Below are 24237 nucleotides of genomic sequence, written 5' to 3'. Positions count from 1 at the left end.
GTGCGTTAAGTTGAGTTTTTAGTTAGGAGGCCTGTTTATTGATACTTTTATGGCCTTCATTCAGGTGAACAAATTCAACCATGTCGCTGCCCGATACTTCAAACGCTTTGCCAAACCCTTTAACAAAACGCCCTTGCTCAGGAACAAGTCGATATAGATTGAAATCACCGAGGTTGCTCAAATTACTGACAATCTCACCAAACCGAGTTTCAAGAGCCTGAATAGCGTTTAACCATGGCTCTGAACCACGTTCGATGTGGACTGCCTGAGCATCAAAGCTCAATCTCTTCCGTGCATAGATGCTTTTTGCATCTTGTTCATCTTCAATCATCATGATTGAGATGCTTTTATTATTGTGTAAATTTTGACCGTGCTGAGCGATGTCGCTCACCAGGATATAGTACCCATCCGGCAGGTATACAAACGGACTATAGCTAACGTGTGGTACTCCTGAAGGAGTGATTGTCGCCAGTTGCAGCGTTTTCTGAGTTTCTCTGAACTCTGCCACTTCCGGACCAACTCGGTTTTGAAGTCTCTCTTGTTTTGTATCCATTAACTCAACGTCCCTTTTAACTGATTAAAGTGCTCCACTTGTTCCGGAAATAACTGGCGTTTTTTATCCCTGCCCAGGTATACCTTGAATATACAGCCACCATTTTTGTCATAAAAACCAATATAGTAACTTTCAGCTCCCATGAATGGCTTACTTACAAAAGCAATCTTTTCCACTAAGTCTAGCTTCAAGTGTCCATGAAGCTGACCTTCTTTCCCACCCATAAGGTTGTAATAACCTCTTGCGTTCTTTCCTTTAGGGAACGGAGCTTTGGCTTCGAAAATAGATCCAAAGGAGTGAATAATTGTAGTCACCTTTCCCCAACCTGGTAGTTGAGTCAGAATCGACTCAGCATGCTCTCCTGCTACACGCTTAACCATCTTCTCCGGTAGCGCTAAAGTCACCTCACCCTCACTCATCTCAAGTTGTTTTGCCATTTCCGACAAAGCCTGATGCGGATCATTGGCTACAAAATTCTCAACCAGTTTTGATGTTTCCTCAAAAGAGCGACTTAAATACATTCCTTTTATCTCCTCACGCTGCACGCGTATTTTCTTTATTATCTTCAATTATTTTTATCATTATCTGAGCAAGATTGACTGACCAAAACTGTCCCGCCAGTGTCAGATTTACGTAATCAGAATTTAGCTCGACCAAGCCATTCTTTTGCCATGCTTTAAACAACGGTATAGCCAGTTCGAAAAGGTCATAGCCCAAAGCCTCCAGAAGATACCTTCTGGATATCAATCCCTTATCGAAGCTCCATTTGATAGCTGCACTACTCTCTTTAGATTCAGAACTCTTAAACACCATGCCAACAGGAAACTCCTGCTTTTTAACCGATTCAATGTACGTATCTAGTTTTCGGTGGTGCATCATTTGCAAACCTCCTACATTACCCCCGGCACCCGAACCTAGTGGTAGTACTTCTGCTGTGGTCTTAGCAAGAGAGTTATAAATACTTCGCTCTCGGTTACCTGAGGCCCAATGATTCACACTTAATCGACGCTGGAAGTGTTCTGCCATGAATTTTACGCCCATTTCATACATGGACGCCTTCATTTGGGTATCTGCCGGCATCGGTAATCTACCTTGCTGAACCATCGCTTCCATCGGCAGACCTTTCATCTCAATGAGCTGGTACAGGTCGACACCGTCCGCACCGGATTCTAGATAGCATTGGAGATCATCACGCCATACCTCAAGCGTTTGGTGCGGTAACCCATATAGCAGATCCAATACAATTGGCGCAGCGTTGTAACTGGTGAAGCGAGATAGCCTCTCCTGAACGTACTCACGATCATCGAGACGTTTTGCCGCTCGACGCACTTTGGTATCAAAACTTTGCACCCCAAAGGAAAAGCGATTAAACCCTCCTTCTAATGCACCTTCGAATTTTTCATCATCAAAACGGTTTAATCTGCCTTCAAGTGTTATTTCACAATCAGGAGTTAACGGGAATGACTCCCTAAGTTTTTTCCCTAATATTTTTAGTTGTTTTGCAGAGAGATCTGTCGGCGTACCTCCACCAATATAAACAGCCTGGAACGGAGCTGCCTGGGACCAGTCAAATCTAGACTTCCACTCGATTTCAGCCAAAAGAGCAGAAAAATACTCGTCAATTAGTGAGCTGCTAGAAGCATTCTGGAAAAAGTTGCAATACGTGCATCTAACACGACAAAAGGGGATATGCACATAGAGACAACGCGAACCTGATACTACTTCATTCTCAGTCAAAGCAGAGCACAATACACTCTGGGTACTTTCCGGTGAGACTGGCTTAGTCCATCCACCAGCATGAGCTGAAATTTTACGTTCAAAAGCATAACGAATTGGGTCAGGCGTCGCTTTCCCCACCACCAATTCATCACTCATATTTATGTTCAATTGATTTATCATAATTGTTAACCATTAACCAACAACCCTTACGTACCAATGGATACAGAGTTTACGCAGTTATTACAATTATTGTCAATTGATATTTATTATCATTTGCATTCTCATTAAGTTATGTGCTAAATTCCGAATCATTCCGAACAGTATAAAGATTAATTTCAGCTGGTTTTCTACGAGGTTTACGCATTGAATTTTCCCAGATACATTGTTTTTTCAGCGATATCAATTGCGCTACATGCAATGGTAGTGTCTGCAATGCCAGTACAAAATCCCATCACTATTAGCACTCAAAGACCTGGCGCTTCAGTGAACATCCAGTTCATTTCCAGGCCAGAAATTGAGCCGATATCTAAAGAAATAAAAACAGATAAACCAAAACTTAAGAAAACCATTGAACCACAGCCTAAAAATCAGGAAGTTCCTCAAAAAAAAACAGAACCTACTCGGAAAATAGTTGAGAAAACGAATAAAAAACCTATTCAAAAAAAGGTGGTAAATAAATCACAACCCGTAAGTAAGCCACCTAACAGAGCAGTTAAGAAGAATGTAGAGAAATCAGATCCACAACAAGTAGTAGAAAAGCGTGAGCTTATAAAATTAGTTAAGGACCCTGAGCAAAAAAGCGTAGAAAAAGTATCTGAGTCTACTCTGGTACAGGCACAATCCAGCCAGCCAAAACTGATTAAAAAGCCCAGCTTTACTACAAAACCTTCTCCTATTCGCTATCCGAGAGTAGCCCGAAAGCGTGGGGTTGAAGGAAAAGTTGTTATAGAAATTTGGCTAGATGAATCTGGCCTGCAAACCAGACAAATCATTCACACTTCATCCGGTCATGAACTGCTGGATAAAACCGCTTTAGCTGCAGTAGCTAAGTGGAAATTCAAATCACATCAAGAAGGTGGTCACACAGTAAGCCACCGAGTACGAATACCTGTAAATTTTAAACTGGATTAAAACATGCAAACTTTTTCGGTTATCCACTCTCAGTTAGGCATGATGACCTGGCCACTTACTGCTATGTCACTTTTGGCGATGCTGATCATTTTGGAACGTTGCTTCTATCTGCTCATTAATTCCCGGATCAATAGTCGTAAGTTGATAAATCACCTTAATAGTATCGACCTCAATAACAAACTGGCATTTGATGAACTGCTCAAGCAGCAAAGTAGTCAGAAAAACACGTTGGCACAAGGCGTTATCATGCTGCTCAATCACCGACATTTCGAAAAAGCCCTGAGAGAAGATACTGTGAGCATCTGGCTAGAAAAAAACGCCAACAATACAGCTCCGGGCTTAAATTCCTAACTATTATTGGTGTGATTAGCCCATTAGTTGGGCTTTTAGGTACAGTTCTTGGACTTATTGAGATGTTTAAAGATCTGGCACATACCTCTGGTTCGATTGCCCCATCCGATCTTGCCAGCGGACTTGGCCTTGCAATGTCGACCACAGCTGCGGGATTGTTCATCGCTTTGCCAGCTATTTCAGGATCTCATCTATTACAAATCTGGGCAGATCGCTCTATCGGGAAAATTGAGCATGCGCTAAACCACTGCAACTTATATCTTGAAGGCATCACCCTCGACAGCAAACCGTCGAAGGTTATATGTGCTCGAACATCAAGCGGAGTATGCGAAATTAATGCCGGGGAAACGGCATGATTCGCTCGCGACGCACTCCCCACACATCGGCAAGTTCAGTGATTCCGGATCTAACTCCTCTGCTTGACCTGGTATTTATCGTGATGGTGTTCCTATTACTAACCACCAATATCAGCGTCCACACCATGGACATTAACATACCTCAAACTGAAGACGGAGATGTGCTCTCTTCTCCGGAAAAGGCAGTCATAAGTGTTGCGATTCTGGCAGATAAACCTAGATGGGCGATAGATGGCGACTCATTCAATAACTGGGAAGCCTTCTCCTCAAATCTTATCCAAAGGGTAAAAGCTAACCCGAAAAAAACGTTGGTTATTGCTGCAGATAAAAAAGCGGATGTGGAGTCTATGCTTAAACTCCTCGCTTTTTTGCAGAGTAACAATATCAGCGCAACTAATATCATAATGGAAGACAGTACTTCATGAAAAAAATAACATTCATATTGCCTCTTTTACTCGCAACCTTATCGGTTCAGGCTAAAGAACGAATTATTAGCGCAGGTTCTAGTGTTACTGAACTAATCTACGCTTTGGGAGCAAATGATCAGTTGGTTGCCGTAGATAGTACAAGTAAAGCTTTGGTCACGCAGGATGAACTACCGCTTGTTGGGTATCACCGGCAACTGTCACCAGAGGGGTTACTGGCTCTTCAGCCTTCAGTGATAATCGGTTCAGATGAGATGGGCCCAGAGGCCACACTTTCCGTTCTTAAAGAGAGCAAGATTGACGTAGTTGTAACCTCATCAGGCGATAAAATTGAAGACCTGTATGCCCGAATTGATAAAGTAGCAAAAGTGACTGGCACTGAACAGAAAGCAGAATCCATTAAGGCTAAGGCTAGAAAACAGATCGAATATCTTCAGGAGCAAAAGCTTTCTGATTCCCCCAATGTGATGTTTCTCTTGATGACCAGTGGCCGACCGCTTAGTGTAGCAGGCGCAGATACTTCAATAGACAAGATCATTCAACTGGCGGGAGGTGAAAACCCGGCTAGCAGTAGCTTCAGTTCATACAAAAGCATCTCTGTAGAATCTATTATCGAAATGAAGCCTGAATACCTGTTGGTTTCACAACGAACATGGGATGCTATGGGAGGCGCGCAAGGAATTGTTAAAAAATACCCTCTTCTAATGGCAACGCCAGCAGGTCATAATGGCAACATTGTCCCTATTCCTGGCACAGCACTGATTGGCGGATTTGGACTGGAGAGCATCAAACTTTCAGGCGAACTAAATCAACGATTCTCAAAAGAATTCAGCACAAATTGATCAAATAAGTAATAAAAATAATGGATTCAAAACCTGTTAAACCAAAATCTCTCGGGCGTGTATCAGTGAAGTTTCTGATACCTTTCGGCCTGACCATGCTGTATTTGGCCATAGTCACATCAGTGGCTATTGGGCCTATGGATATCTCTCTGTCTGATAGCTTTACCGCTATTATTCCTGGCGCTATTTACCCTGATAACGGTCTAGCTCCTCATGTTGAGCTGATCATCCAACAAGTGCGCCTTCCACGTACTCTTTTAGCAGTTGCAATAGGCGCTACACTGGCTTTGTGTGGCGCAGTGATGCAGGGGCTGTTCAGAAACCCATTAGCAGACCCGGGCATTATTGGTGTTTCGGCAGGTGCTTCCTTGGGTGCCGCCTTAGCCATTGTTCTTTTTGGCAGTCTGGCTCAGGAGTATCCTGCTCTTCTTCTGTTTGGAACCGTGCCGCTTTTTGCATTTTTGGGCGGAACCATGACCACTATTATGGTTTACAGACTTGGTACCACCACAAGCGGTACCTCTGTCTCTATGATGCTTCTGGCTGGTGTAGCTATCAGTGCTTTGGCAGGAGCAGGCTTGGGGTTGATGAACTATTTTGCCGATGATCAGGCCTTGAGGGATCTTTCCCTCTGGACAATGGGCTCATTGGCCGGTAGCAACTGGACAGGCATTCTTATGTCATTCATCTGTCTTGGTGTGCTATTTATCCTGTTCTATCGGGACGCAGATAAGCTAAATGCTCTTTTACTAGGGGAGCCTGAAGCAAAGCATATGGGTATTAATGTTCAGGCTCTGAAACGCCGATTGATCTTGTTGACAGCAGCGGGCGTAGGAATCACGGTTTCTCTGGCAGGCATTATAGGATTTATCGGATTAATCGTTCCGCATCTGGGAAGGATGATAAGCGGACCAAACCACAAAACTCTGCTTCCACTTTCTATGATAATCGGCGCACTACTACTGCTGGTAGCGGATATGATTGCCCGAACAGTCGTCGCACCGTTAGATATGCCGGTAGGTATTGTTACCGCACTGATTGGTTCTCCATTCTTTATCTGGTTACTGATAAAACAGAGGGGGAAACTATAATGCAAGTACCTAGTATCTCGCTTAGAAACCTGAATCTGACCCTTGGACAAAAAGTTATCCTCGATGATGTATCCGTTGAGTTTAACTCCGGTGAACTGACTGTTCTTCTTGGCCCAAATGGCGCAGGTAAAAGTAGCCTGCTAAAAATGATCACCAAAGAGTGGAAAGTGAATGGTGAGGTAGACTATTTCGGACAGCCATCCGAACACTGGCAACCTTCCGATATCGCTAAACATCTCGGAGTGTTGCCACAATCAAGCTCGCTTACGTTTAATTTCACCGTTAGGGAAGTTGTCGAACTTGGGGGGCTAACCCTGAACGCCTCGCAGTCACAGATAAGTACCATTGCTGATAAGTATATGGAAGCTAACGACATAACCCACCTCGCTGACCGTGCCTATCCAACGCTATCGGGTGGTGAAAAGCAAAGGGTTCACCTGTCCCGGGTCCTAACTCAGATAGAACAAAGTGGCGAGCAAAAGATCCTATTACTTGATGAACCAACATCTGCTTTGGATCTCTCTCACCAACACAGAACGCTCGCATTAGCAAAGAAGCTTACCGAGTCTGGAGCTTCTGTTATTGCAGTAATCCACGACCTGAACCTGGCGGCTCAATATGCGGACCGGGTATTGATTTTGAATAATGGCAAACTGGTCGCGGATGGCTCTCCATGGGAGACTCTGACGGAAACGATCATCGACAGCGTTTACCACTGGCCAGTAAAAATCATAAGCCACCCGACTGAGTCTCATCCTGTAATTTTGAGCTAATTTATAGCGGGAGATAATATTATTTCTCGCTTTTATTTAATTCTCAGCTCGAATAAAACGGCTTAATATTGAACTCAATCACACTTTTCTGTAGCATGCGCGTCGTTACTGAGCTTCCGATCACACTTGTTTTTAAAGCACTCTGTTAGCCCCCTTTTTAGCTTTATGAACACAGAGGTTGGAATACCTTTTATTTAAGCTAAATAATGAGCCGAAATGTTTGAATTTCCGAAGTTTTCCAATCATTCTGCCAAGAATGACATCTTATCTGGCCTGACAGTTGCGCTAGCACTGGTTCCAGAAGCCGTTGCCTTTGCATTCGTTGCAGGCGTAGACCCTATGGTTGGCCTATATGCTGCCTTTATCGTTGGCCTTGTAACCTCCATCTTTGGTGGTCGACCGGGTATGATCTCTGGTGCAACTGGTGCAATGGCTGTTGTAATGGTTAGCCTTGTAATGGAGCACGGTGTCCAGTATCTATTCGCGGCGGTTATGCTGGCGGGTATTTTCCAGGTGAGTGCCGGAATATTCAAACTGGGTAAATTTATCCGTATGGTTCCACACCCGGTTATGATCGGTTTCGTAAACGGCTTAGCTATTGTTATTTTCCTTGCTCAGTTAGGACAATTTAAAGCTCCGGATATCAACGGTGTACTTACCTGGCTACCAACAGGCCAGATGCTTGTGATGGGCGGATTAATCCTACTAACGATGGCAATCATCCACTTCCTTCCTAAGTTCACCACTGCTGTACCTTCATCGCTGGTTGCGATTGTATCAGTAACACTTCTGGTACAGCTTCTTGGACTGGATACCCGTACTGTAGTTGATTTCCTTCGTACTATGTCTGGTGACGAAGCAGCAACACTGGCAGGTAACCTGCCGACTTTTGCTTTCCCAGCTGTACCTTTCAATCTTGAAACCCTACAGATTATTCTACCTTATGCAGTTATTCTAGCAGCGGTTGGTCTTATCGAATCACTACTGACACTGACAGTTGTAGATGAAATGACAAATACTCGCGGTCAAGCTAACCGTGAATGTGTTGGTCAGGGCTTTGCAAACCTAAGCTGTTCTGTATTCGGCGCTATGGGTGGTTGTGCGATGATTGGTCAGTCTATGATCAACGTAAACTCAGGTGGTCGCGGACGCCTTTCTGGCATCGTTGCTGCTATCGCCCTACTTTGCTTTATCCTGTTCGCATCAAGCCTTATCGAGATGATTCCGCTGGCAGCACTTGTTGGTGTTATGTTTATGGTTGTTATCGGCACCTTCGAATGGGCAACCTTTAAACTGGCACGCCGTGTACCTAAACAAGACTTCTTCGTTATCGTACTTGTAACAGTCGTAACGGTAATGACTGACCTCGCGGTAGCGGTTGTGGTTGGTGTTATTGCATCTGCACTTATGTTTGCATGGCAGCACGCAAAGCACATCTATGCGAGCAGCCAGTTGAATGCTGAAGGTTCGAAAGTATATAAGATTAACGGCCCAATCTTCTTCGGTTCGGCAGCTAACTTCCTTGAGCTATTTGATGCGCCAAACGATCCAGAAGACGTAATCGTAGATTTCGCCAATTCACGCGTAGCAGACCACTCTGCGATTGAAGCAATTGAAACATTGGCTGAACGTTACACAGCTCAGGGCAAGACACTTCATCTTCGCCACCTGAGCCCGGATTGCCGTACATTGCTTGAGAAAGCTGGCAGCCTGGTAGAGATTAACGTGAAAGAAGACCCAAGCTATAAAGTTGCTACCGATGTTTTAGCGGGTTAAACCAACTCGAAACAAAAACATTCCAGCTTAATGAGTTAAAGGCTGCTTCGGATATTCTCCGTAGCAGCCTTTTTAATTTAAGTTTGATCTCACACTTTCAATAACTCCTGGAAAAAAGTTATTATCTCAACCAGATAACGTCGCTAGTTGGTAATTTCGTATGTCTCAAACACCAGTCGTCTCCGATCAAGAGCAAGCTATTCTTAACGCTAAGCGTTATATCGTTGTACATGCACTACAAGCAGGAGTCGACGGAAAGCTCCTTACCAATACTCAGCTGCATGAGATGTACGGTATTGTGGCGGGCACCATTCAGAGGGCACTGACTTCTTTAAAAAACAGTGGCGCGCTGATTACCCGTTCAAAAGGCCATATGGGCCGAGTAATTACCGATATGGATACGGGTTTGTGCTGGAGTATGGCGAAACTAAAGCCAGTACAGCTACTGATGCCAAGTAGCGGCTCGATAGAAATCGACATACTGATAAAAAACATCACCAGTAAACTCAGCCAGCTAAATATTCCTTACTTTATTTCAAATGAGCCAGGTGGCGAAAACCGTATTGCGCAAGTTATAGATGGTAAGTTTGATATCGCTTTGGTTTCTCAGGGTGCATACGAAAATATGCAAAACGAGCTGACCGAGGGACAGGTTAAGATCCTGGAGCCCAACACCTATTACTCCCTGAATCGGCTGGTGATTGTCTCGCGAACTTCAGAAGATGCAGACAAGTGGAAAAATATAGCTATCGATCATAACTCTTCTGACCACACAAGAATTACCGAAGCTGAATTTCCGATGGATAAGGGATACCAGTATACCGAAACAGATTTCCGTCAGATCCCGGCCAGAGTGCTGCGTAAAGAAGTGGATGCAGGGTTGTGGCACATCACTTCTAGCCCAGTTCCGCTTACGCTTTCTGGTTTAAAAGCCTCTCAATTTACTAATGACTCTGCTATAGCGTTACATCAAAGTTTGTCGGCAGCCGCTTTTGTAATTAACCCACATCGACCTGAGTTGGCTTCACTGTTAAAAGAACTGGATGACAAAGAGATTATCAACCAACAAAAAAAGCTTTCGCCGGGGAAGATCCTTACACGAAAGCTTTTGACTGATTTTGGCTAGCAACGTTTACTCTTCCACAAGCTCTGTTGCCTGAACCTCTAGTTGAGGCTTTTCGACATGTACAGGTCTATGTTTGCATACCAAATCATAATAGGCATCGATCTGGTTGAGCTTCTCTTCTTCTTGCCAGCCAAGAAGCTCCTGCATTTCCTGAGCGATCAGCCCAACCTTGTCCAGGCCGCCCTTATTGTCCCAGAAGAACTCAGAGGTACGTCTCACTAGCACATCCTTCAGTGAGCAGGCCGCTTCTTCTTTAACACAATAGTGAATCTCTGCTGCAGTAAGACCACGCTTGGACAGCACCGTACGAAGGCGTTTATCGTTTATCCAGTATTCAGCAACTTTAAACGCGTTGTAGCCATATCTTGATGCCCAGACCAAGGCGATCTTTGTTGGGATGCCTTTGGTTTCAAGCCCTGAAACCACCATATTCTTAGAGTAAGTTTTTTTACTCGTTAATGATTTATCAGGCTCAGACTGCGCACCTGAGATCCCGATTTTACTCGCGCTATAAGGCGCTAGATCGGGAGCCAGATATTTGTACTGATCATGCTTAACCACAGCATCCAGTAACTGCTTAGCCATTACCCGATTACTGGTCAGCTTACCTCCGATGATCGAGAAGATACCCGAATCACTTTGCATAATCTGGTGCTCTCGAGGTGTTTTGCTGTTGTTAAGGTCATCTTTAGGCGCGATAAGCGGACGTAAGCCAGCCCATGAACCAATAACGTGATCTTCCGTAAGCTTGGCTTCCGGCATCAGATGATTTGCTACATTAAGCAGATAACGGATGTCTTCTTTTTCAGGATGAACATCATTCAGATCACCTTCATAGGTCGTATCCGTTGTCCCGATAAATACGCGATCATCCTGAGTAGAAGGAATCGGCCATACCACCCTTCCATCATCCGGCGAACGCATAAAGATCGCTGAATGCAGAGGGAAGTCCTTCTTGCGCAGGACAATGTGAACCCCTTTGGTTGGCCTTAGCACCTTCGAGTCAGGCTTTTCAAAGCGCAGGACGTTATCACTCCATGGCCCGGTTGAGTTTACTACGTAATGGCCCTTAATCACTTGCTCTAGGCCAGTTAGTGTATCTCTGACCTGAACACCATCGCACTTATTATCGCTGTACGTTAAACCTGTCACCTCACAGTGATTAAGCACCTGAGCGCCATGCTCTGCAGCGCTTTTTACCGTATCGATAGTAACTCGGGCGTCATCCGTCGAAACGTCATAGAACATCGCCGCACCGAGCAAACCATCAGCTCTGAACTGAGGCTGCCTTTGAAGCACCTGTTCTTTACTAAGCATTTTGTGACGACGCTTGTTCCAGTTGCCAGATACAAAGTCGTAGAAAGTCAGCCCAAGATTCAGCAACCATTTTTTATCAGGCGTATTGTCATAAAACATATACAAGAATGGCTGCACCTTAGTCAGGTGAGGAGCAAGCCGCAAGGCAAGCTCCCTCTCTCTAACCGACTCCGCTACCAAACCAAACTGATAAGTTTCAAGATAACGCAAACCACCATGAATCAGCTTAGACGAACGACTTGACGTACCAGACGCAAAATCTTCCTTCTCAACCAGAATCACTTTAAGACCCCGAAGGACGGCATCACGGGCAATCGCGGCACCCGTAATACCTCCGCCTACGACAACGAGATCAAACGTCACACCTTCTAGTTGCTGTAAACTTGCTCTTCTCATTACTCTTTACTCCATTCCCGTGAGCGTTCAACGGCCTTCTTCCAGGTTTTATACTGCTGATCGCGAACCGTTTCGTCTGCTTGTGGCGAAAAGACTTTCTTATTTCTGCCAATTGCAAAGGCTTCTTTTTCCGACTTCCACAAACCGACACCTAGTCCAGCCATTAATGCAGCACCAAGGCTAGTTGCTTCTACGTTGCGCGGACGAATAACATCAACACCTAGCTGGTCTGCCTGGAACTGTACCAACAGATCGTTCTTCGAGGCACCACCATCGACAGCAATACTCTTGATGTCATAACCTGAGATTTCCTGCATCGCAGTAACAAAATCACGAACCGAATAAACGATACCCTCTAGAGTTGCACGAACGATATGACCACGAGTGGTGCCCGGAGAAACACCTAAGATAGTGCCGCGAGCGTAAGAATCCCAATATGGTGCCGATAAGCCCGTCAGTGCGGGAACAAAATAGACACCGCCGTTATTATCAACTTTGCCAGCAACTGCTTCTGATTCTGCCGAAGAATCAATGATCTGGAGGCCATCTCGCAGCCACTGAACCGCAGAGCCTGTACAACCTGCATACCCTTCGAGTGCGTAATGGGTCTTACCTTCTTTACGCCATGCAATTTGGCAGACAATGCCGCTTCCGGTATCAATCTTCGGCTCTGTACCGATCAACATATCGAGGAAAGTACCCGTACCATGAGTACACTTGATCATGCCTGGCTCAACACATTCCTGAGAGAACAGAGCAGCATGTTGGTCCGCTATTAAGCCTGAAATTGGTACGCTTCCCCCCATTACCTGCTCATCTGTCAGACCGATATTCGCTGAATCATCAACCACAGTAGGGAATAAAGATAGCGGTAGACCTAAAGCACTCAACCACTCTTCGTACCATTCATCATTAACCAAATCATAAGAACCGGTTACGGACGCGTTAGAAGCACTAATAACATGTTCTTTTCCACCAGTAAGACAGTAAACCAACCAGGAATCGATGGTGCCAAAGGCAAGCTCGCCTGCTTCAGCGCGCTCTTTCATCAATGGAACATTACCCATCATCCACTCTAAGCTCAGGCTAGAGTACACAGGAGCCAGGGCCCAACCCGTGCGGCTATATACCTTCTCACCCCATTCAGCAGAAAGCTCTTCTGCACGAGCGGCGGTTCGAGTGTCCTGCCAGACAATAGCTTTGGTTATAGGTTGACCGCTATTCCTGTCCCACACCACGCTTGTTGCACGCTGATTAGTTATGCCAACACAAGAAATATCGTTCATTCGGATAGACAAGCTATCCAATGCCTGTGTGATCATCTTCTGGGTCACATCCCAAATTTCGTTTGCGTCTTGTTCTACACGATCCGGAGCAGGATGATAGTTTGGAAACTCACTATAAGCCTGAGCAAGAATATGGCTGCGTTGGTTGTAAATAAGTGCTCTTATACCTGTCGTGCCTGCATCAATAACTAAAATATATTTGTCCATAATATTTGTCCCTTATGTGATGGTTATTGAACAGCAACTGAAAGAAAGATAAGTGCTGAGGTAACAGGCCAGATAGCGCTGGCAGGCGGGTCGATATGCGTATCTGCCCGAATAAGCCAGAAGCGTGCAAACAGCTGACCGGTAACCGCGGCGATAAGCCCTGCTAAAGCTCCAATAATTACTAGTGTAGTTTCACTCTCAACCACGCCCATAAACAGTGATACAGCAACTGCGCTTACAAGAGTGATATGGTGAGTCGCTGGAACCAGTACATTCATAGCCAGGAATAACAATGACACAGCAGAGATTGCAAAACCTACCAGGATTACTCCGGGCGCTTCTGGGTATGCTTTTAACAGCTCAAGTGCAGCCCAAGAAGACATAGCGCCAACAAAGATGCCTAACCATGCTGTCATGGCAAATGTATCCTGATAAGCAAGCCACGAATGCTGCTCACACGTCTTAAATCTATCCAGTCCTTTTTTACCTTCACAATGCTGACCTACAATACCGCATTCGCTATACATTAACCGTGCGACAACCGCCGAAATAACAACGGTTAATGCAACTGAATCTGTATTGGCGCCAATTCCATCAATAGATGCGATAACTGACTGAACTACATAACCAAATACACCAAAACCTGCACCAACAAGTAACACACTAGGGCGACTTAAACTTACTAAGGGGGTAACAATATCACGGCCACTTTCTAACCAGCCTTTCTTGGCAGCATAAGCGGCAGCAGCAACACCTGCGGCAAAGGAAATATGCGGACCAAAAAATGGTCCAAGTCCGATTAGATTCAGGAAGCTGGCGTCGCCGCCTCCTACTAGTACTGCAATACCAACTAATATTGCGATTCCGGTAAATACAAATGCAACCAGTCCTCCAAAGGTTGCTCCAAGGAAGCCACCGGCAGCAGCTCCGAATATTCCCATGACACTGATATTGAAGAAATTCTCCATCGTGTTGTCCTCTTTCACGTTATTGGAAATGGCCAACGTCAACCTTTTTTTATTTTATTGGTTATAGCCATAAAAAGTGGTTTCCGAACAGCTCGAGGGTACAGGCTGTCGGAAACCTAAGTTAGATCTAATCCAGACCTAGTTTTCCTGGGTTTAGAATTGAGTTAGGGTCCAGCGCCGCTTTTAGCTTTCTAAGAATTAAATGCGCCTCACCGATAGAACGTCGACTGTATGGAGAGCGAGCTAAACCACCACCATGATGATGAGAAAGTTCAGCACCATGCTTGATACAGACTTCCATCGTGGTGCTCCATATTTTCTTAAGTGTTTCAACTGAAGCTTCATTGCTTTCCTCCTGTCCTAACAGGATGACGTACATTGAAGTACCCTGATTGTAGATATGTGAGAAGTGAGAAATCACCTCATCCGCTAATGGGTCTAACGCCTGCTTCAAGTCTTCCCATAGTGGATGGATAGAATCCCAGTTGTGAGCAATTTCAATGGTTTCCCCAAATCCACCTTTTGATGCCAGCAGATTCTCAACCGTAGAGAAATCGTATCTTCTGTCCATCCAGCCAAGAACGCCTTCTGGACCTATTGCCTGACCTCCATGTTTAGTTGCTATTTGATTAAGAACTCCCTGTTCTGCATCCACCATTGCTGGTAAGCCACGGCTACCCAAAAACAGTACCGGAGTCTCGAATGATTTATCCTGCATTGCATGACGCGCTTCTTCGGTATCGTAAAAACGTACGAGACAAGGCTTAAGGTTTGATGCCGCGATTTCACGCATTAAAGCCAGGCCATCTTTTACCGTAGGAATGGCGTAGGTCATAAACGCTTCTGCTTCCTGAATCGGGAAGATCTTAAGTGTTACTGAAGTGATAACACCCAGTGTGCCTTCAGAGCCTAGGAAGATTTGTCTTAAGTCCGGCCCCATTGCGGCGCGAGGGTTTGCCTTTAACGTCATTTTCTCACCAGTAGCAAGAATCACGTCGTAACCCACAACTAAATCTTCAATACCGCCGTACATTGATGAAAACTGACCAGTTGCCAGTGTTGCCAGCCAACCACCAACCGTAGAGCGGTAAAGTGACTGAGGAGAATGCCCCATTGTCCAGCCTTGTTTTTTCAACAGCTCTTCTAGGTCACCACCATTAAAGCTACAGGTTGCCGTTACGGTCATGTTTGCTTCGTTGACAGAATAGCTACTTGGAATTTCGGAAATATCCAACACAATACCGCCTTTAGTAGGCAAGGGCTGTCCTGTCACTGAAGAAGCAAGTGCGCGAACAGTTACCGGCACTTTCTCCTGGTTTGCCAGATCCAGAACCTTACAAATATCGTCATCATTTTCTGCTCTGACTACGATATCTGCCTTATTTGGATGCTCTCCAATCAAATTAAGCTTTGTCATCAAAGGCCAGGTATCGTGGCTACTTGCCTCCAGGTCCTTCTGTAAAGTAGAAACCTTTTGTTCACCAAGCGCTTCACGTAGCGCTGCTGCTGTTAGTTGATAGTTACTCATAATTCCCTCTTAACTGAATTTTTGATCGCGCCAATTAATAGTAAAAACTGTCTTTTCTCGGTTAATACTCCGTTTTTGGAGTAATCAATATTTTGACTATTGATCTAATATGACGTATTGTCAAAGTAAGATTTTCAAAACGAGAACTAACGCATACATCTGGTTAAAATGTGTACTCCTTTTAGCTAGTGATCATGCTTTAAGAGGGATGGAAGATGCTTACTGAATTGAATGAGGTCTATCGGGATTCAGTACCTGCACAAGAGGCGGTTGGAATCATTAAACGGTGTGTGCATCGTGGATTCTGCAATGCAACCTGTCCGACCTTTATAGAGACAAGTGATCAAAATAATGGCCCCAGAGGAAGGATTTACATCATCCGATCGTTTTTAGAAGGCAAGGTACTGAGTGCCGAAGAAAAACAACATCTGGACTTATGTCTTGCATGCCGAAGCTGCCAAACAACTTGCCCAGCCAGTATTGAATTCGGACGTTTGGTCAATATAGCCAGAGAGATGATCGAAGCAGAAACAACGCGCTCATGGAAAGAGCGGCTACTTCGTTGGTCTATTCGACAGACAATCCCATACCCGGAACGCATCAGCAGAGTTGTCGCGGTTGGGCGCCTGCTATCACCAGTATTACCAGAGCCGCTGGCTAAGAAGATCCCGCAAAAGGAGAAGAGCCGAATAGAGCCTGATACGGACTTAAGAATAAACGCTGCCATTTCCAGCCGGCGAACCGTGCTCATCCTTAAAGGATGCGCTCAGCCTTCGGTTACACCAAACACCAATATAGCAGCGCGCAACGTACTAGCCAGACTCGGTATCTATACACAGGAAATCCCTGGCTGTTGTGGTTCGGTAAATGTAAATCTTGGTGATACAGAAGGTGCAAAAGCTAAGATGAAAAGCAATATTGATAATTGGTGGCCTATGGTGGAAAACGGTATCGAAGCCATTACCTCTTTGTCTTCAAGCTGTGAGTTAATGTTAAGCGAGTATGTGCGATATCTGGCAAACGAACCGGAATATGCAGATAAAGCAGTTAAGTTAAGCGAGATGGTGAAAAATATTGGTGAGATTCTTATAAACGAAGATCTATCACCGTTCGTATCTCAAGCTCCAAAAAGCAAAATAGCTCTTCACACCCCCTGCTCTTTACGTCACGGACTGGAAAAACACGAACTTCCGGAGAAAATACTCAATCAACTCGGGGTAACCATTGCCCAAAGCGAAGATAATCATATTTGTTGTGGTTCAGGCGGAACTTACTCACTTCTCCAGTCAGAAATGAGCCAGAAGTTGCTGCGTAACAAGATTACTGCTCTCAACCTGAACTCTCCCACTCTTATAGCGACATCCAATGCGAGCTGCCAGGCGCACATTTCATCAGAATCAAAGCAGCCAGTTAAGCACTGGATCGAGGTTGTCGATGATATACTCTCAGCTATAAAGCCAGCTTAGTCACATTAATGCCGTAATTTCCGAAGTAGGTGTTCACTCGCTTCTTCGATTAAGTCCAGAACCAATTCAAAACCTTCGTCTCCACCGTAATAAGGATCAGGGATCTCTTCGTAATCAGGATGGTACCGACCAAGAAACAGTTTTACTTTGTGCACATGGTCTGTCGGACACATTGCTCTAAGCTTATCTAGATTGTCTCGATCAGCAGCTAGAATAAGATCAAAGTACTCGAAATCCGCTTCTTTGACTTGCCGGGCTCTCATACCTTCAAAAGAGTAACCTCGTTTCTCTGCCGCCATTCGAGCACGCGGATCGGGGGCATCACCAACATGAAAATCAATAGTACCGGCAGAATCAACTTCCACAGGGATTTTTAATCTTTCAGAGGTTGCCCTTAGTACTGCCTCACCTGTAGGTGAGCGACAAATGTTTCCCATGCAGACTATTAGAATCTTAGCTTTGATCTGATCGGTCATAAGGTTATTACCAAGCATTGAATACTTAGCTTTAATAATAGGTAGACAAGGATTGTTGGGCAAGGTTACGGGTTATTCATCAACATAGCTGCTCATGTCTTTGCGAAACTCGGTTGGCGATACTTTTTTCACCTTTTTAAAGTAACGATTAAAGCTACTAATATTCGAAAAACCCACTTCGTAGGCAATTTGAGTCACAGAACGTTCACTCTCAATGAGTAAACGCGCCGCTTCGTGAACACGTTTATCGCTAAGGTATTCCAGAAACGTTTTACCTGTCGCTTTTTTAAATGCTCTGCAGAAACCGTTCTCGCTTAAGTTGGTGATATTTGCAATTTCACCAAGGTGAACTGGCTGCGCAAAGTTGGCGTCTAACCAATCGATAGCCGCATTTAGCTTGTGAGTTTCAAGGTTAACATCGGTGTAACTATTATTTGGGCTGATCAACTCAATACGCTCTAACTGGCTGATTTCATAGAGAAGATTTAAAAGATTAATAACAGACTTTACGCCATTGGAGTTGCATGTTTCTTCTATTAGCTTTTTGAGCCTGCCTTCTTCATCGACAATTTTCACCCCGTACTTAGACTTCTCAAGCATTTGGCTAATTGTTTTAAACTCAGGTAGCTGGAAAAATTGCTCACCAAAACAGTTGTTGTTGAACTGAATAACCAGAGATCGAGTCCCTTCCGAGTTAGGGTCACACACAAACGAGTGAGGCATGTTTTCGCCTAGCACAAAAATATCGCCCTCTTTGTACTCACTTAGGTGGTCACCAAGGATTAACTTACCACTACTTTTTGATATTAAGACTATTTCATTTTCCACGTGGAAATGATACGGGTGATTAAAACTATCCCCTTCAAACAGGTAAGCAGTAAAAGATCCAGAAGCATAAAGAATGTTTTCACGTATGGCTTTCATAGGCTGTCGTTACGAAAATAGTAGCGTAAATTATTCCAGTTTCGGGTAAGTCCGAACCAGTCTCGGTTATCTTTTTTTCAATGTACAGGTCACTCAGAATAAACTTAGAATTTGATCACGGGCCTTGTTCTCATTTTTCACACAAACCCCATAAATCAACCTTTTTGCAACATTCACATAACACACCAATGTTTCAAATCGCTTGATATATAAACAATAAATATGGTGAATATTATATTTCCACTAAAAAATCGGTAAAAATGTGATCAAGTCCTAATTCTCCATTTTTGGATAATATTAGACCTATCAGCGATAAAATGCGCACAGTTAACTTGAAAGTAACACTCTATTATCAATAGCAACTGGCCCTACACCAGTCCATAAGCGGATCAGATTCAATATGGAAAAGTTATTGAGCTGCTGATGCAACAAAAAAACAATCAAGGAATTGAGGTTTGAAATGAACTGTATCAAGAAACTCTTCACGACCACGATGTTACTGACTGCCGGCACATTTTCTGCCAGCACAATCGCTGACCAAATGAAAATCGGCTACACCACAATGGACCTAGCCAACCCATACTTTATTGCTGTAACTAACGGAGTTAAAGACAAAGCAAAAAGCATGGACGTTAAAGTCACGATCCACGATGCGAAATCTGACCCAGCAAGCCAGATAGCAGCTATCGAAAACTTTGTTGCTCAGGGAATGGACGCTATTGTCGTAAGCCCTATCGATGCAATGGCGGTAGAATCCAGTGTTCAACTAGCACACGACAACAACATCCCTATTATCAACGCGCATCAGGCAATGGAAGGTGCAGACGCGAAGATTGGTCTGATTGAGTTTGAATACGGATATGCAGTAGGCAAACTTGCTGGTGAATACATCACTAAACACATGGGCGGGAAAGCTGATGTCGCTATCCTGGGCCAACCAGAAGTATCTGCACTGGTTGAACGCACAAGCGGTATTAAACAAGGTGTATTAGATTTTGCACCGAACGCAAAAATCGCTGCAGAGCAAGCAGGTTACACTCCAGAAATGGGGGCACGCGCTGCTGAAACTGTTATGCAATCCAAACCATCTGTGCGTGTATTTGTTGGTATGAATGACGCGGGCATCTTAGGTGTGTTTGAAGCACTGAAAGGCATGGGCGTTAACGAAAGCGAGTTCGCTCTGTTCGGCCTGGATGCGACCGAAGCGGCTCAAGAGAAGATTGCTGGTAACACTATGTACAAAGGTACTGTCGACATCGCTCCATATGTAACGGGTGAGATGATTGTTGACGTTGCACTAAAAGTCGCCAAAGAAGGACCTATCGAAGAGATGGTCAAGATTGAGATGTTCCCTCTGTTAGCTTCAGAGTAAGCCCAAGCAGGAGGAGAACCTCCCCTCTCCTCCTGATTTTCAATCTGGATACGTAAGGATAGGTCTATGTCCATCTTGAGTTTAAAGTCTGTTGTCAAAGAGTACCCCGGTGTTCGGGCGCTAGCAGGAGTTAGCTTTGACCTGGAACCTGGAGAAGTCCATGCCATTATGGGTGAAAATGGTGCTGGAAAATCTACTCTGATAAAAACCATCACAGGTGCGATAAAGCCAACAAAAGGCGAAGTAATCTTTGAAGGTAACACCCTGCCTAGTGGTAATCCGAGAGCGGTTATCGATTTGGGTATCTCGGCAATTTATCAGGAGCTAAGTCTGTTCTCTGAGCTTACTGTCGCTGAAAATATTTTTTACGGAAACGAAATGTACAAGGGCATGTTCCTGGATAAAACCACCATGAACCAAAAAGCCCGTGAACTTTTAGACAGTTTAGGTACCGATATTGAACCTGATGTGCAGGTCAAAACACTAAGTATCGGCTTCCAGCAACTTGTCGAACTTGCTAAAGCTGTTTCTAAACAATGCCGCCTTCTTATTATGGATGAGCCTACTGCACCTCTGACAAATCAGGAAGTGAAGTTTATGTACGAAGCCGTTCGCCGATTACAGGCGCAAGGCGTTACCATCATCTACGTTTCTCACCGTTTAAACGAAGTATTCGATCTTTGTGACCGCGTGACCATTCTTCGAGACGGACACTATATTGAAACTCGCAACATTAGCGACGTAACTGAAGACGAGCTAATTCGCTCTATGGTTGGTCGTACCATTACCAACGAATACCCACAACGTAGCCATGACCTTGGCAACCCTTGCTTAAAGGTTAAAGAGTTAAAATCTGAGAAAGTACACGGCGCCAGCTTTGAACTGCGCAAGGGCGAAATCCTGGGCTTAGCCGGATTAGTTGGGGCAGGACGAACTGAAATCGCACGTTTAATTTTCGGTGCAGACCCTATCTCATCTGGTGAAGTAGTTCTGAATGAACAGACACTAAAAATTAATACACCACACGATGCTATTGCAGCGGGTATTGGTTTGCTGCCAGAAGACAGAAAAACCCAGGGTGCTCTGTTGAGAATGTCGATTAGTGATAACGTCAGTTACTCCTGCCTGAGCCGCTTTGCTGTGAAAGGCATTATCCAACCTGCGCTCGAAAGAAAATCAACTCAGGAATTTGTCAAAAAACTTAATGTTAAAACGCCATCCATTGACCAATTAGTCGGCAACCTTTCGGGTGGTAATCAGCAGAAAGTTGTGCTCGCTAAGTGGCTTCTAAATGACTGCTCTGTACTGATTTTCGATGAACCAACCCGTGGTATCGACGTAGGTGCAAAAGCCGAAATCTATGACCTGATGCGCCAAATCACTGAGCGAGGCGCTTCCATCATCATGATTAGCTCTGAGATGCCAGAACTTCTCGGTATGTCTGATCGGGTGCTCGTCGTTCATGAAGGGCACATTGTCAAAGAGCTGCAGCCTGAAGAATACAGTCAGGAAACTGTTCTTAAGTACGCTTCCGGATTTTAATTAAGGGATATGACCATGGAAAATACTCAAAGACCGGGAATGATGAACAGCCCGGACAAAAAACAGCTGATTAATTTGCTGTCTCAATATTGGATTTTTATAGCTTTGCTGGTACTGATTTTTGCGTTCAGCATGCTTTCCGAAAGCTTCTTAACGCAGGTCAACATTCTGAACATCCTGCGTCAGGTATCTATTATTGGTATCTGTGCGGTAGGGATGACCATGATAATCCTGACCGGAGGGATCGACCTTTCAGTTGGCTCTATGATTGGTGTTGCCGGAATGGCATGTGCCCTGATGCTTAAAGCCGGGTTCCCACCAGCATTGGCTGTTGGTCTGACTCTGACCCTTGGTCTGTGTTTTGGTTACTTTACGGGAATGCTGATTAACAAAATCCATATCCCACCACTAATTGCGACGCTGGGTCTAATGACAGGACTTCGTGGTGTTGCTTACATCTTGAATGATGGCTTACCAATTTACGGACTTCCTGATTCGATTAAATTCATTGGTCAGGGTTGGGTTTTCGGTATTCCTTTCCCAGTAATCCTAATGATAGCTGTCTTCATCTTCGGATATATTCTGCTCAACAAGACCGCATTTGGTCGCCATCTTTACGGTACAGGCGGTAATGAAGAGGCATCTCGTCTTTCTGGTGTAAACGTGGAAAACCTGAAAACTAAAGTCTACCTTCTGGGCTTTTTCCTATCGACCTTTGCAGGCATCGTTCTGATGGCTCGTGTGAACAGTGGCCAACCTCGTGGTGGTACTGGATACGAGATGGACATTATCACAGCGGTTGTTCTTGGTGGTGTTTCTATCATGGGTGGTTCGGGTCGTCTCACAGGTGTTATCGCAGGTGTAATGATCATGGGTGTTCTTTCCAACGGCATGATACTTCTGAATATAGACGAATACGTTCAGTGGGTCGTTAAAGGAGCAGTGCTTCTAACCGCTGTTGGTCTGGATCAGCTAACCAGTAAGAAATCGAGCTAACACGCTAACAAAAAAATATTAGTAAACCAATCAAGCTAGCGCCCGTCTCCCCAGAGATTCGGGAGGGGTGCTCGCATGCCTAATTCATTGTGGAGCATATTATGATAGCGCAGGAAATCACCAACTACGGCGTTGCAGCAGACTATATTTCAACGTTGATTCCACCAGCAAAGCCTGGCAAGAAAACCAGAATTGCATACTTCTCAGTTGCCATTGAAATTCATTTTGACTGGGAACTAGCACAAAAAGTAAACCGCGAAGTCGCTCAGCAGGTAAAAGAACTACTTCCCGAAGATCAATACGAACTCATTTGTGCCGATGAACCGTTCCAGGATCATCAAAAATTAAAAGCATTTCTCGATGACGCAGCACATGGCGGTGTAGACGGAATTGTACTTTGCCATGTAGCGTATACCACTGGAGAGATAGCCTCTCAACTTGGTACATGGTTAGCGAAACACAAAACGCCAATCTTCAGCTACGGTATGCCAGAGCCTATGGGCGCTGGGCAGAACCTGTCCGCGAACCGCCTTTGTTCACAAAACTTTGTACTTGGGATTCTGAGTGGCCTTGGTGTTCGATATCAGTGGCTGTTTTCTCCGCAAGGGGATGAGAAGTTTGCTTCTGAATTACAACGATTCGCTCGCGTAAGTCGTGCAATTAGCAACATCAAAGGTCGAAAAGCACTAATCGCCGGAGCAAGCCGTGTACCGGGTTTCTACGATTGTGAAGTACACGAACTATCAGTGCTTGAGAAGTTTGAACTGGGTTTCGACAGAGTCAACCTCATTGATATCACTTCAAAAATGGGCGAGTTCGCACAGGAAGATATAGAAAAAATTAAAGGTCTGATTCTTGATGATCCTGACTGTACTTTCAATAACGTCCCTCTTCCACAAGTTGAAGATACCATCCGTCTTTCGCTGGCTCTGATGAAAGTGGCACGAGACGGCGACTATATCGGTGTTAGCTTCAAAAACTGGCCAGAATTATTCGATCATTTCAACGTTGCTGGTGATGGCGCGATGGCACTAATGAACGATCAGGGAATTGTTGTTTCAGACGAGGCTGACACTGGTGCATTAATCACTATGGTTATTTTTAACGAACTGAGAGATTCGGCAAGTATTCCAATGCTTTCGGACGTATCTTACATGTCTGCTGATGGTTCTCGCTTGGGAGTATGGCACAACGGTTCTGCCGCCACCAGGTTAAGAAAAGAAGGCGCTGGTTTTGAAAGTCGTAAACACGGGATATTGGAAAACTACGATACGGAAACTGCCTGGGGGATGCTGTTTGAATTCTTAGTACAGCCTGGTCCAGTCACTGTCGCTAAATATCAAGCTCCATACATTGATAAGGTTCTTGCCTTTGAAGGTGAGCTTGTTGAGTCTGATATGAAATTCCGCGGTACGTACGGCGAAATAATCCCGGCTGGAGAGTACACTGCCGAGCAGATCGTTGGCACCATTCTGGATAAAGGTTTGGACCACCATTGGATTGTTGGTCGAGGCCATTTCCTTCGCGACGTTGAACTATTCAACTACTGGTTAGGCATTGAAGATATCGAAGTGTGCAATGCTGGTTCTCAGATGGGCGTAGGCCGGAGATAGCCC

23 protein-coding genes are annotated in these 24237 nt (G+C 44.7%); 14 read left to right on the top strand and 9 right to left on the bottom strand.

Features of this window, described 5'->3' with window-relative positions; translation table 11 throughout:
* Positions 1–22 precede the first annotated feature (22 nt).
* From hutZ to hutW, 3 genes are read right to left on the bottom strand one after another with little or no spacing between them, the layout of a single operon-like run.
* A complete protein-coding gene (hutZ, locus tag P7F88_RS16715; protein WP_277826508.1) occupies positions 23–553 on the bottom strand; it encodes a heme utilization protein HutZ in 531 nt (176 codons plus the stop codon).
* Positions 553–1074 carry a heme utilization cystosolic carrier protein HutX gene (gene hutX / locus P7F88_RS16710; RefSeq protein WP_277826506.1) on the bottom strand — a complete coding sequence of 174 codons (522 nt, stop codon included), beginning with the start codon at positions 1072–1074 and terminating at the stop codon, positions 553–555. The genes hutZ and hutX overlap by 1 nt, the downstream gene beginning before the upstream one ends.
* Before the next feature lie 13 nt (positions 1075–1087).
* Positions 1088–2452 carry a heme anaerobic degradation radical SAM methyltransferase ChuW/HutW gene (gene hutW, locus P7F88_RS16705; protein WP_277826504.1) on the bottom strand — a complete coding sequence of 455 codons (1365 nt, stop codon included), beginning with the start codon at positions 2450–2452 and terminating at the stop codon, positions 1088–1090.
* Between the two features lie 252 nt (positions 2453–2704).
* On the opposite strand from hutW, the gene P7F88_RS16700 reads away from it, so the two are divergent.
* The 9 genes from P7F88_RS16700 (at position 2705) to P7F88_RS16660 (ending at position 10143) form a co-directional block, all read left to right on the top strand.
* Positions 2705–3403 carry an energy transducer TonB gene (locus tag P7F88_RS16700; protein WP_277829209.1) on the top strand — a complete coding sequence of 233 codons (699 nt, stop codon included), beginning with the start codon at positions 2705–2707 and terminating at the stop codon, positions 3401–3403.
* 3 nt (positions 3404–3406) lie between these two features.
* Positions 3407–3754, top strand: coding sequence for a hypothetical protein (locus P7F88_RS16695; RefSeq protein ID WP_277826502.1), 348 nt, complete (start codon positions 3407–3409; stop codon positions 3752–3754).
* Complete coding sequence (locus P7F88_RS16690) at positions 3706–4110, top strand: MotA/TolQ/ExbB proton channel family protein (protein WP_277829208.1); 405 nt, start codon at positions 3706–3708, stop codon at positions 4108–4110. The genes P7F88_RS16695 and P7F88_RS16690 overlap by 49 nt, the downstream gene beginning before the upstream one ends.
* Positions 4107–4535 carry an ExbD/TolR family protein gene (locus tag P7F88_RS16685; protein WP_277826500.1) on the top strand — a complete coding sequence of 143 codons (429 nt, stop codon included), beginning with the start codon at positions 4107–4109 and terminating at the stop codon, positions 4533–4535. Before P7F88_RS16690 ends, P7F88_RS16685 begins: the two co-directional genes overlap by 4 nt.
* The gene (locus tag P7F88_RS16680) at positions 4532–5377 is read left to right on the top strand and encodes a heme/hemin ABC transporter substrate-binding protein (RefSeq protein ID WP_277826498.1); all 846 of its coding nucleotides are present in this window, start codon (positions 4532–4534) and stop codon (positions 5375–5377) included. The genes P7F88_RS16685 and P7F88_RS16680 overlap by 4 nt, the downstream gene beginning before the upstream one ends.
* Positions 5378–5472: 95 nt before the next feature.
* Complete coding sequence (locus P7F88_RS16675) at positions 5473–6468, top strand: FecCD family ABC transporter permease (protein WP_277829207.1); 996 nt, start codon at positions 5473–5475, stop codon at positions 6466–6468.
* Entirely contained in the window at positions 6468–7241 is a 774-nt protein-coding gene (locus tag P7F88_RS16670; protein WP_277826496.1) for a heme ABC transporter ATP-binding protein, read from the top strand. The genes P7F88_RS16675 and P7F88_RS16670 overlap by 1 nt, the downstream gene beginning before the upstream one ends.
* A 216-nt stretch (positions 7242–7457) precedes the next feature.
* Positions 7458–9017: a SulP family inorganic anion transporter gene (locus tag P7F88_RS16665; RefSeq protein WP_277826494.1), complete on the top strand. Its 1560-nt coding sequence runs from the start codon at positions 7458–7460 to the stop codon at positions 9015–9017.
* 160 nt (positions 9018–9177) lie between these two features.
* Positions 9178–10143: a YhfZ family protein gene (locus P7F88_RS16660; RefSeq protein ID WP_277826492.1), complete on the top strand. Its 966-nt coding sequence runs from the start codon at positions 9178–9180 to the stop codon at positions 10141–10143.
* Positions 10144–10149: 6 nt separating this feature from the next.
* On the opposite strand, the gene P7F88_RS16655 is transcribed toward P7F88_RS16660, so the two are convergent.
* From P7F88_RS16655 to P7F88_RS16640, 4 genes are all read right to left on the bottom strand, one after another.
* Positions 10150–11856, bottom strand: coding sequence for a glycerol-3-phosphate dehydrogenase/oxidase (locus tag P7F88_RS16655; RefSeq protein ID WP_277826490.1), 1707 nt, complete (start codon positions 11854–11856; stop codon positions 10150–10152).
* A complete protein-coding gene (locus P7F88_RS16650) occupies positions 11856–13349 on the bottom strand; it encodes an FGGY family carbohydrate kinase (protein ID WP_277826488.1) in 1494 nt (497 codons plus the stop codon). Before P7F88_RS16650 ends, P7F88_RS16655 begins: the two co-directional genes overlap by 1 nt.
* Positions 13350–13372: 23 nt before the next feature.
* Complete coding sequence (locus tag P7F88_RS16645; RefSeq protein WP_277826486.1) at positions 13373–14317, bottom strand: DUF7973 family transport facilitator; 945 nt, start codon at positions 14315–14317, stop codon at positions 13373–13375.
* 127 nt (positions 14318–14444) lie between these two features.
* A complete protein-coding gene (locus tag P7F88_RS16640) occupies positions 14445–15845 on the bottom strand; it encodes an FAD-binding oxidoreductase (protein ID WP_277826484.1) in 1401 nt (466 codons plus the stop codon).
* Positions 15846–16060: 215 nt separating this feature from the next.
* On the opposite strand from P7F88_RS16640, the gene glcF reads away from it, so the two are divergent.
* The gene (glcF, locus tag P7F88_RS16635; protein ID WP_277826482.1) at positions 16061–17311 is read left to right on the top strand and encodes a glycolate oxidase subunit GlcF; all 1251 of its coding nucleotides are present in this window, start codon (positions 16061–16063) and stop codon (positions 17309–17311) included.
* Between the two features lie 5 nt (positions 17312–17316).
* On the opposite strand, the gene P7F88_RS16630 is transcribed toward glcF, so the two are convergent.
* Positions 17317–17787, bottom strand: a complete 471-nt coding sequence (locus tag P7F88_RS16630) for a low molecular weight protein-tyrosine-phosphatase (protein ID WP_277826480.1) — start codon at positions 17785–17787, stop codon at positions 17317–17319.
* A gap of 72 nt (positions 17788–17859) precedes the next feature.
* Positions 17860–18711, bottom strand: a complete 852-nt coding sequence (locus P7F88_RS16625; protein ID WP_277826478.1) for an AraC family transcriptional regulator — start codon at positions 18709–18711, stop codon at positions 17860–17862.
* Positions 18712–19171: 460 nt separating this feature from the next.
* Here P7F88_RS16625 and P7F88_RS16620 point away from each other — a divergent pair, with 460 nt between their 5' ends.
* The 4 genes from P7F88_RS16620 (at position 19172) to P7F88_RS16605 (ending at position 24234) form a co-directional block, all read left to right on the top strand.
* The gene (locus P7F88_RS16620; RefSeq protein WP_277826477.1) at positions 19172–20083 is read left to right on the top strand and encodes a sugar ABC transporter substrate-binding protein; all 912 of its coding nucleotides are present in this window, start codon (positions 19172–19174) and stop codon (positions 20081–20083) included.
* 66 nt (positions 20084–20149) lie between these two features.
* Positions 20150–21625: a sugar ABC transporter ATP-binding protein gene (locus P7F88_RS16615; protein ID WP_277826475.1), complete on the top strand. Its 1476-nt coding sequence runs from the start codon at positions 20150–20152 to the stop codon at positions 21623–21625.
* Positions 21626–21640: 15 nt separating this feature from the next.
* Positions 21641–22621, top strand: coding sequence for an ABC transporter permease (locus tag P7F88_RS16610; protein ID WP_277826473.1), 981 nt, complete (start codon positions 21641–21643; stop codon positions 22619–22621).
* Between the two features lie 101 nt (positions 22622–22722).
* The gene (locus tag P7F88_RS16605; protein WP_277826471.1) at positions 22723–24234 is read left to right on the top strand and encodes an L-fucose/L-arabinose isomerase family protein; all 1512 of its coding nucleotides are present in this window, start codon (positions 22723–22725) and stop codon (positions 24232–24234) included.
* The last annotated feature ends 3 nt before the right edge of the window (positions 24235–24237 follow it).

The sequence above is a fragment of the Vibrio hannami genome (assembly GCF_029589055.1).
Classification (GTDB): Bacteria; Pseudomonadota; Gammaproteobacteria; order Enterobacterales; family Vibrionaceae; genus Vibrio; species Vibrio hannami.
This window is presented reverse-complemented; position numbering and strand designations above follow the sequence as displayed.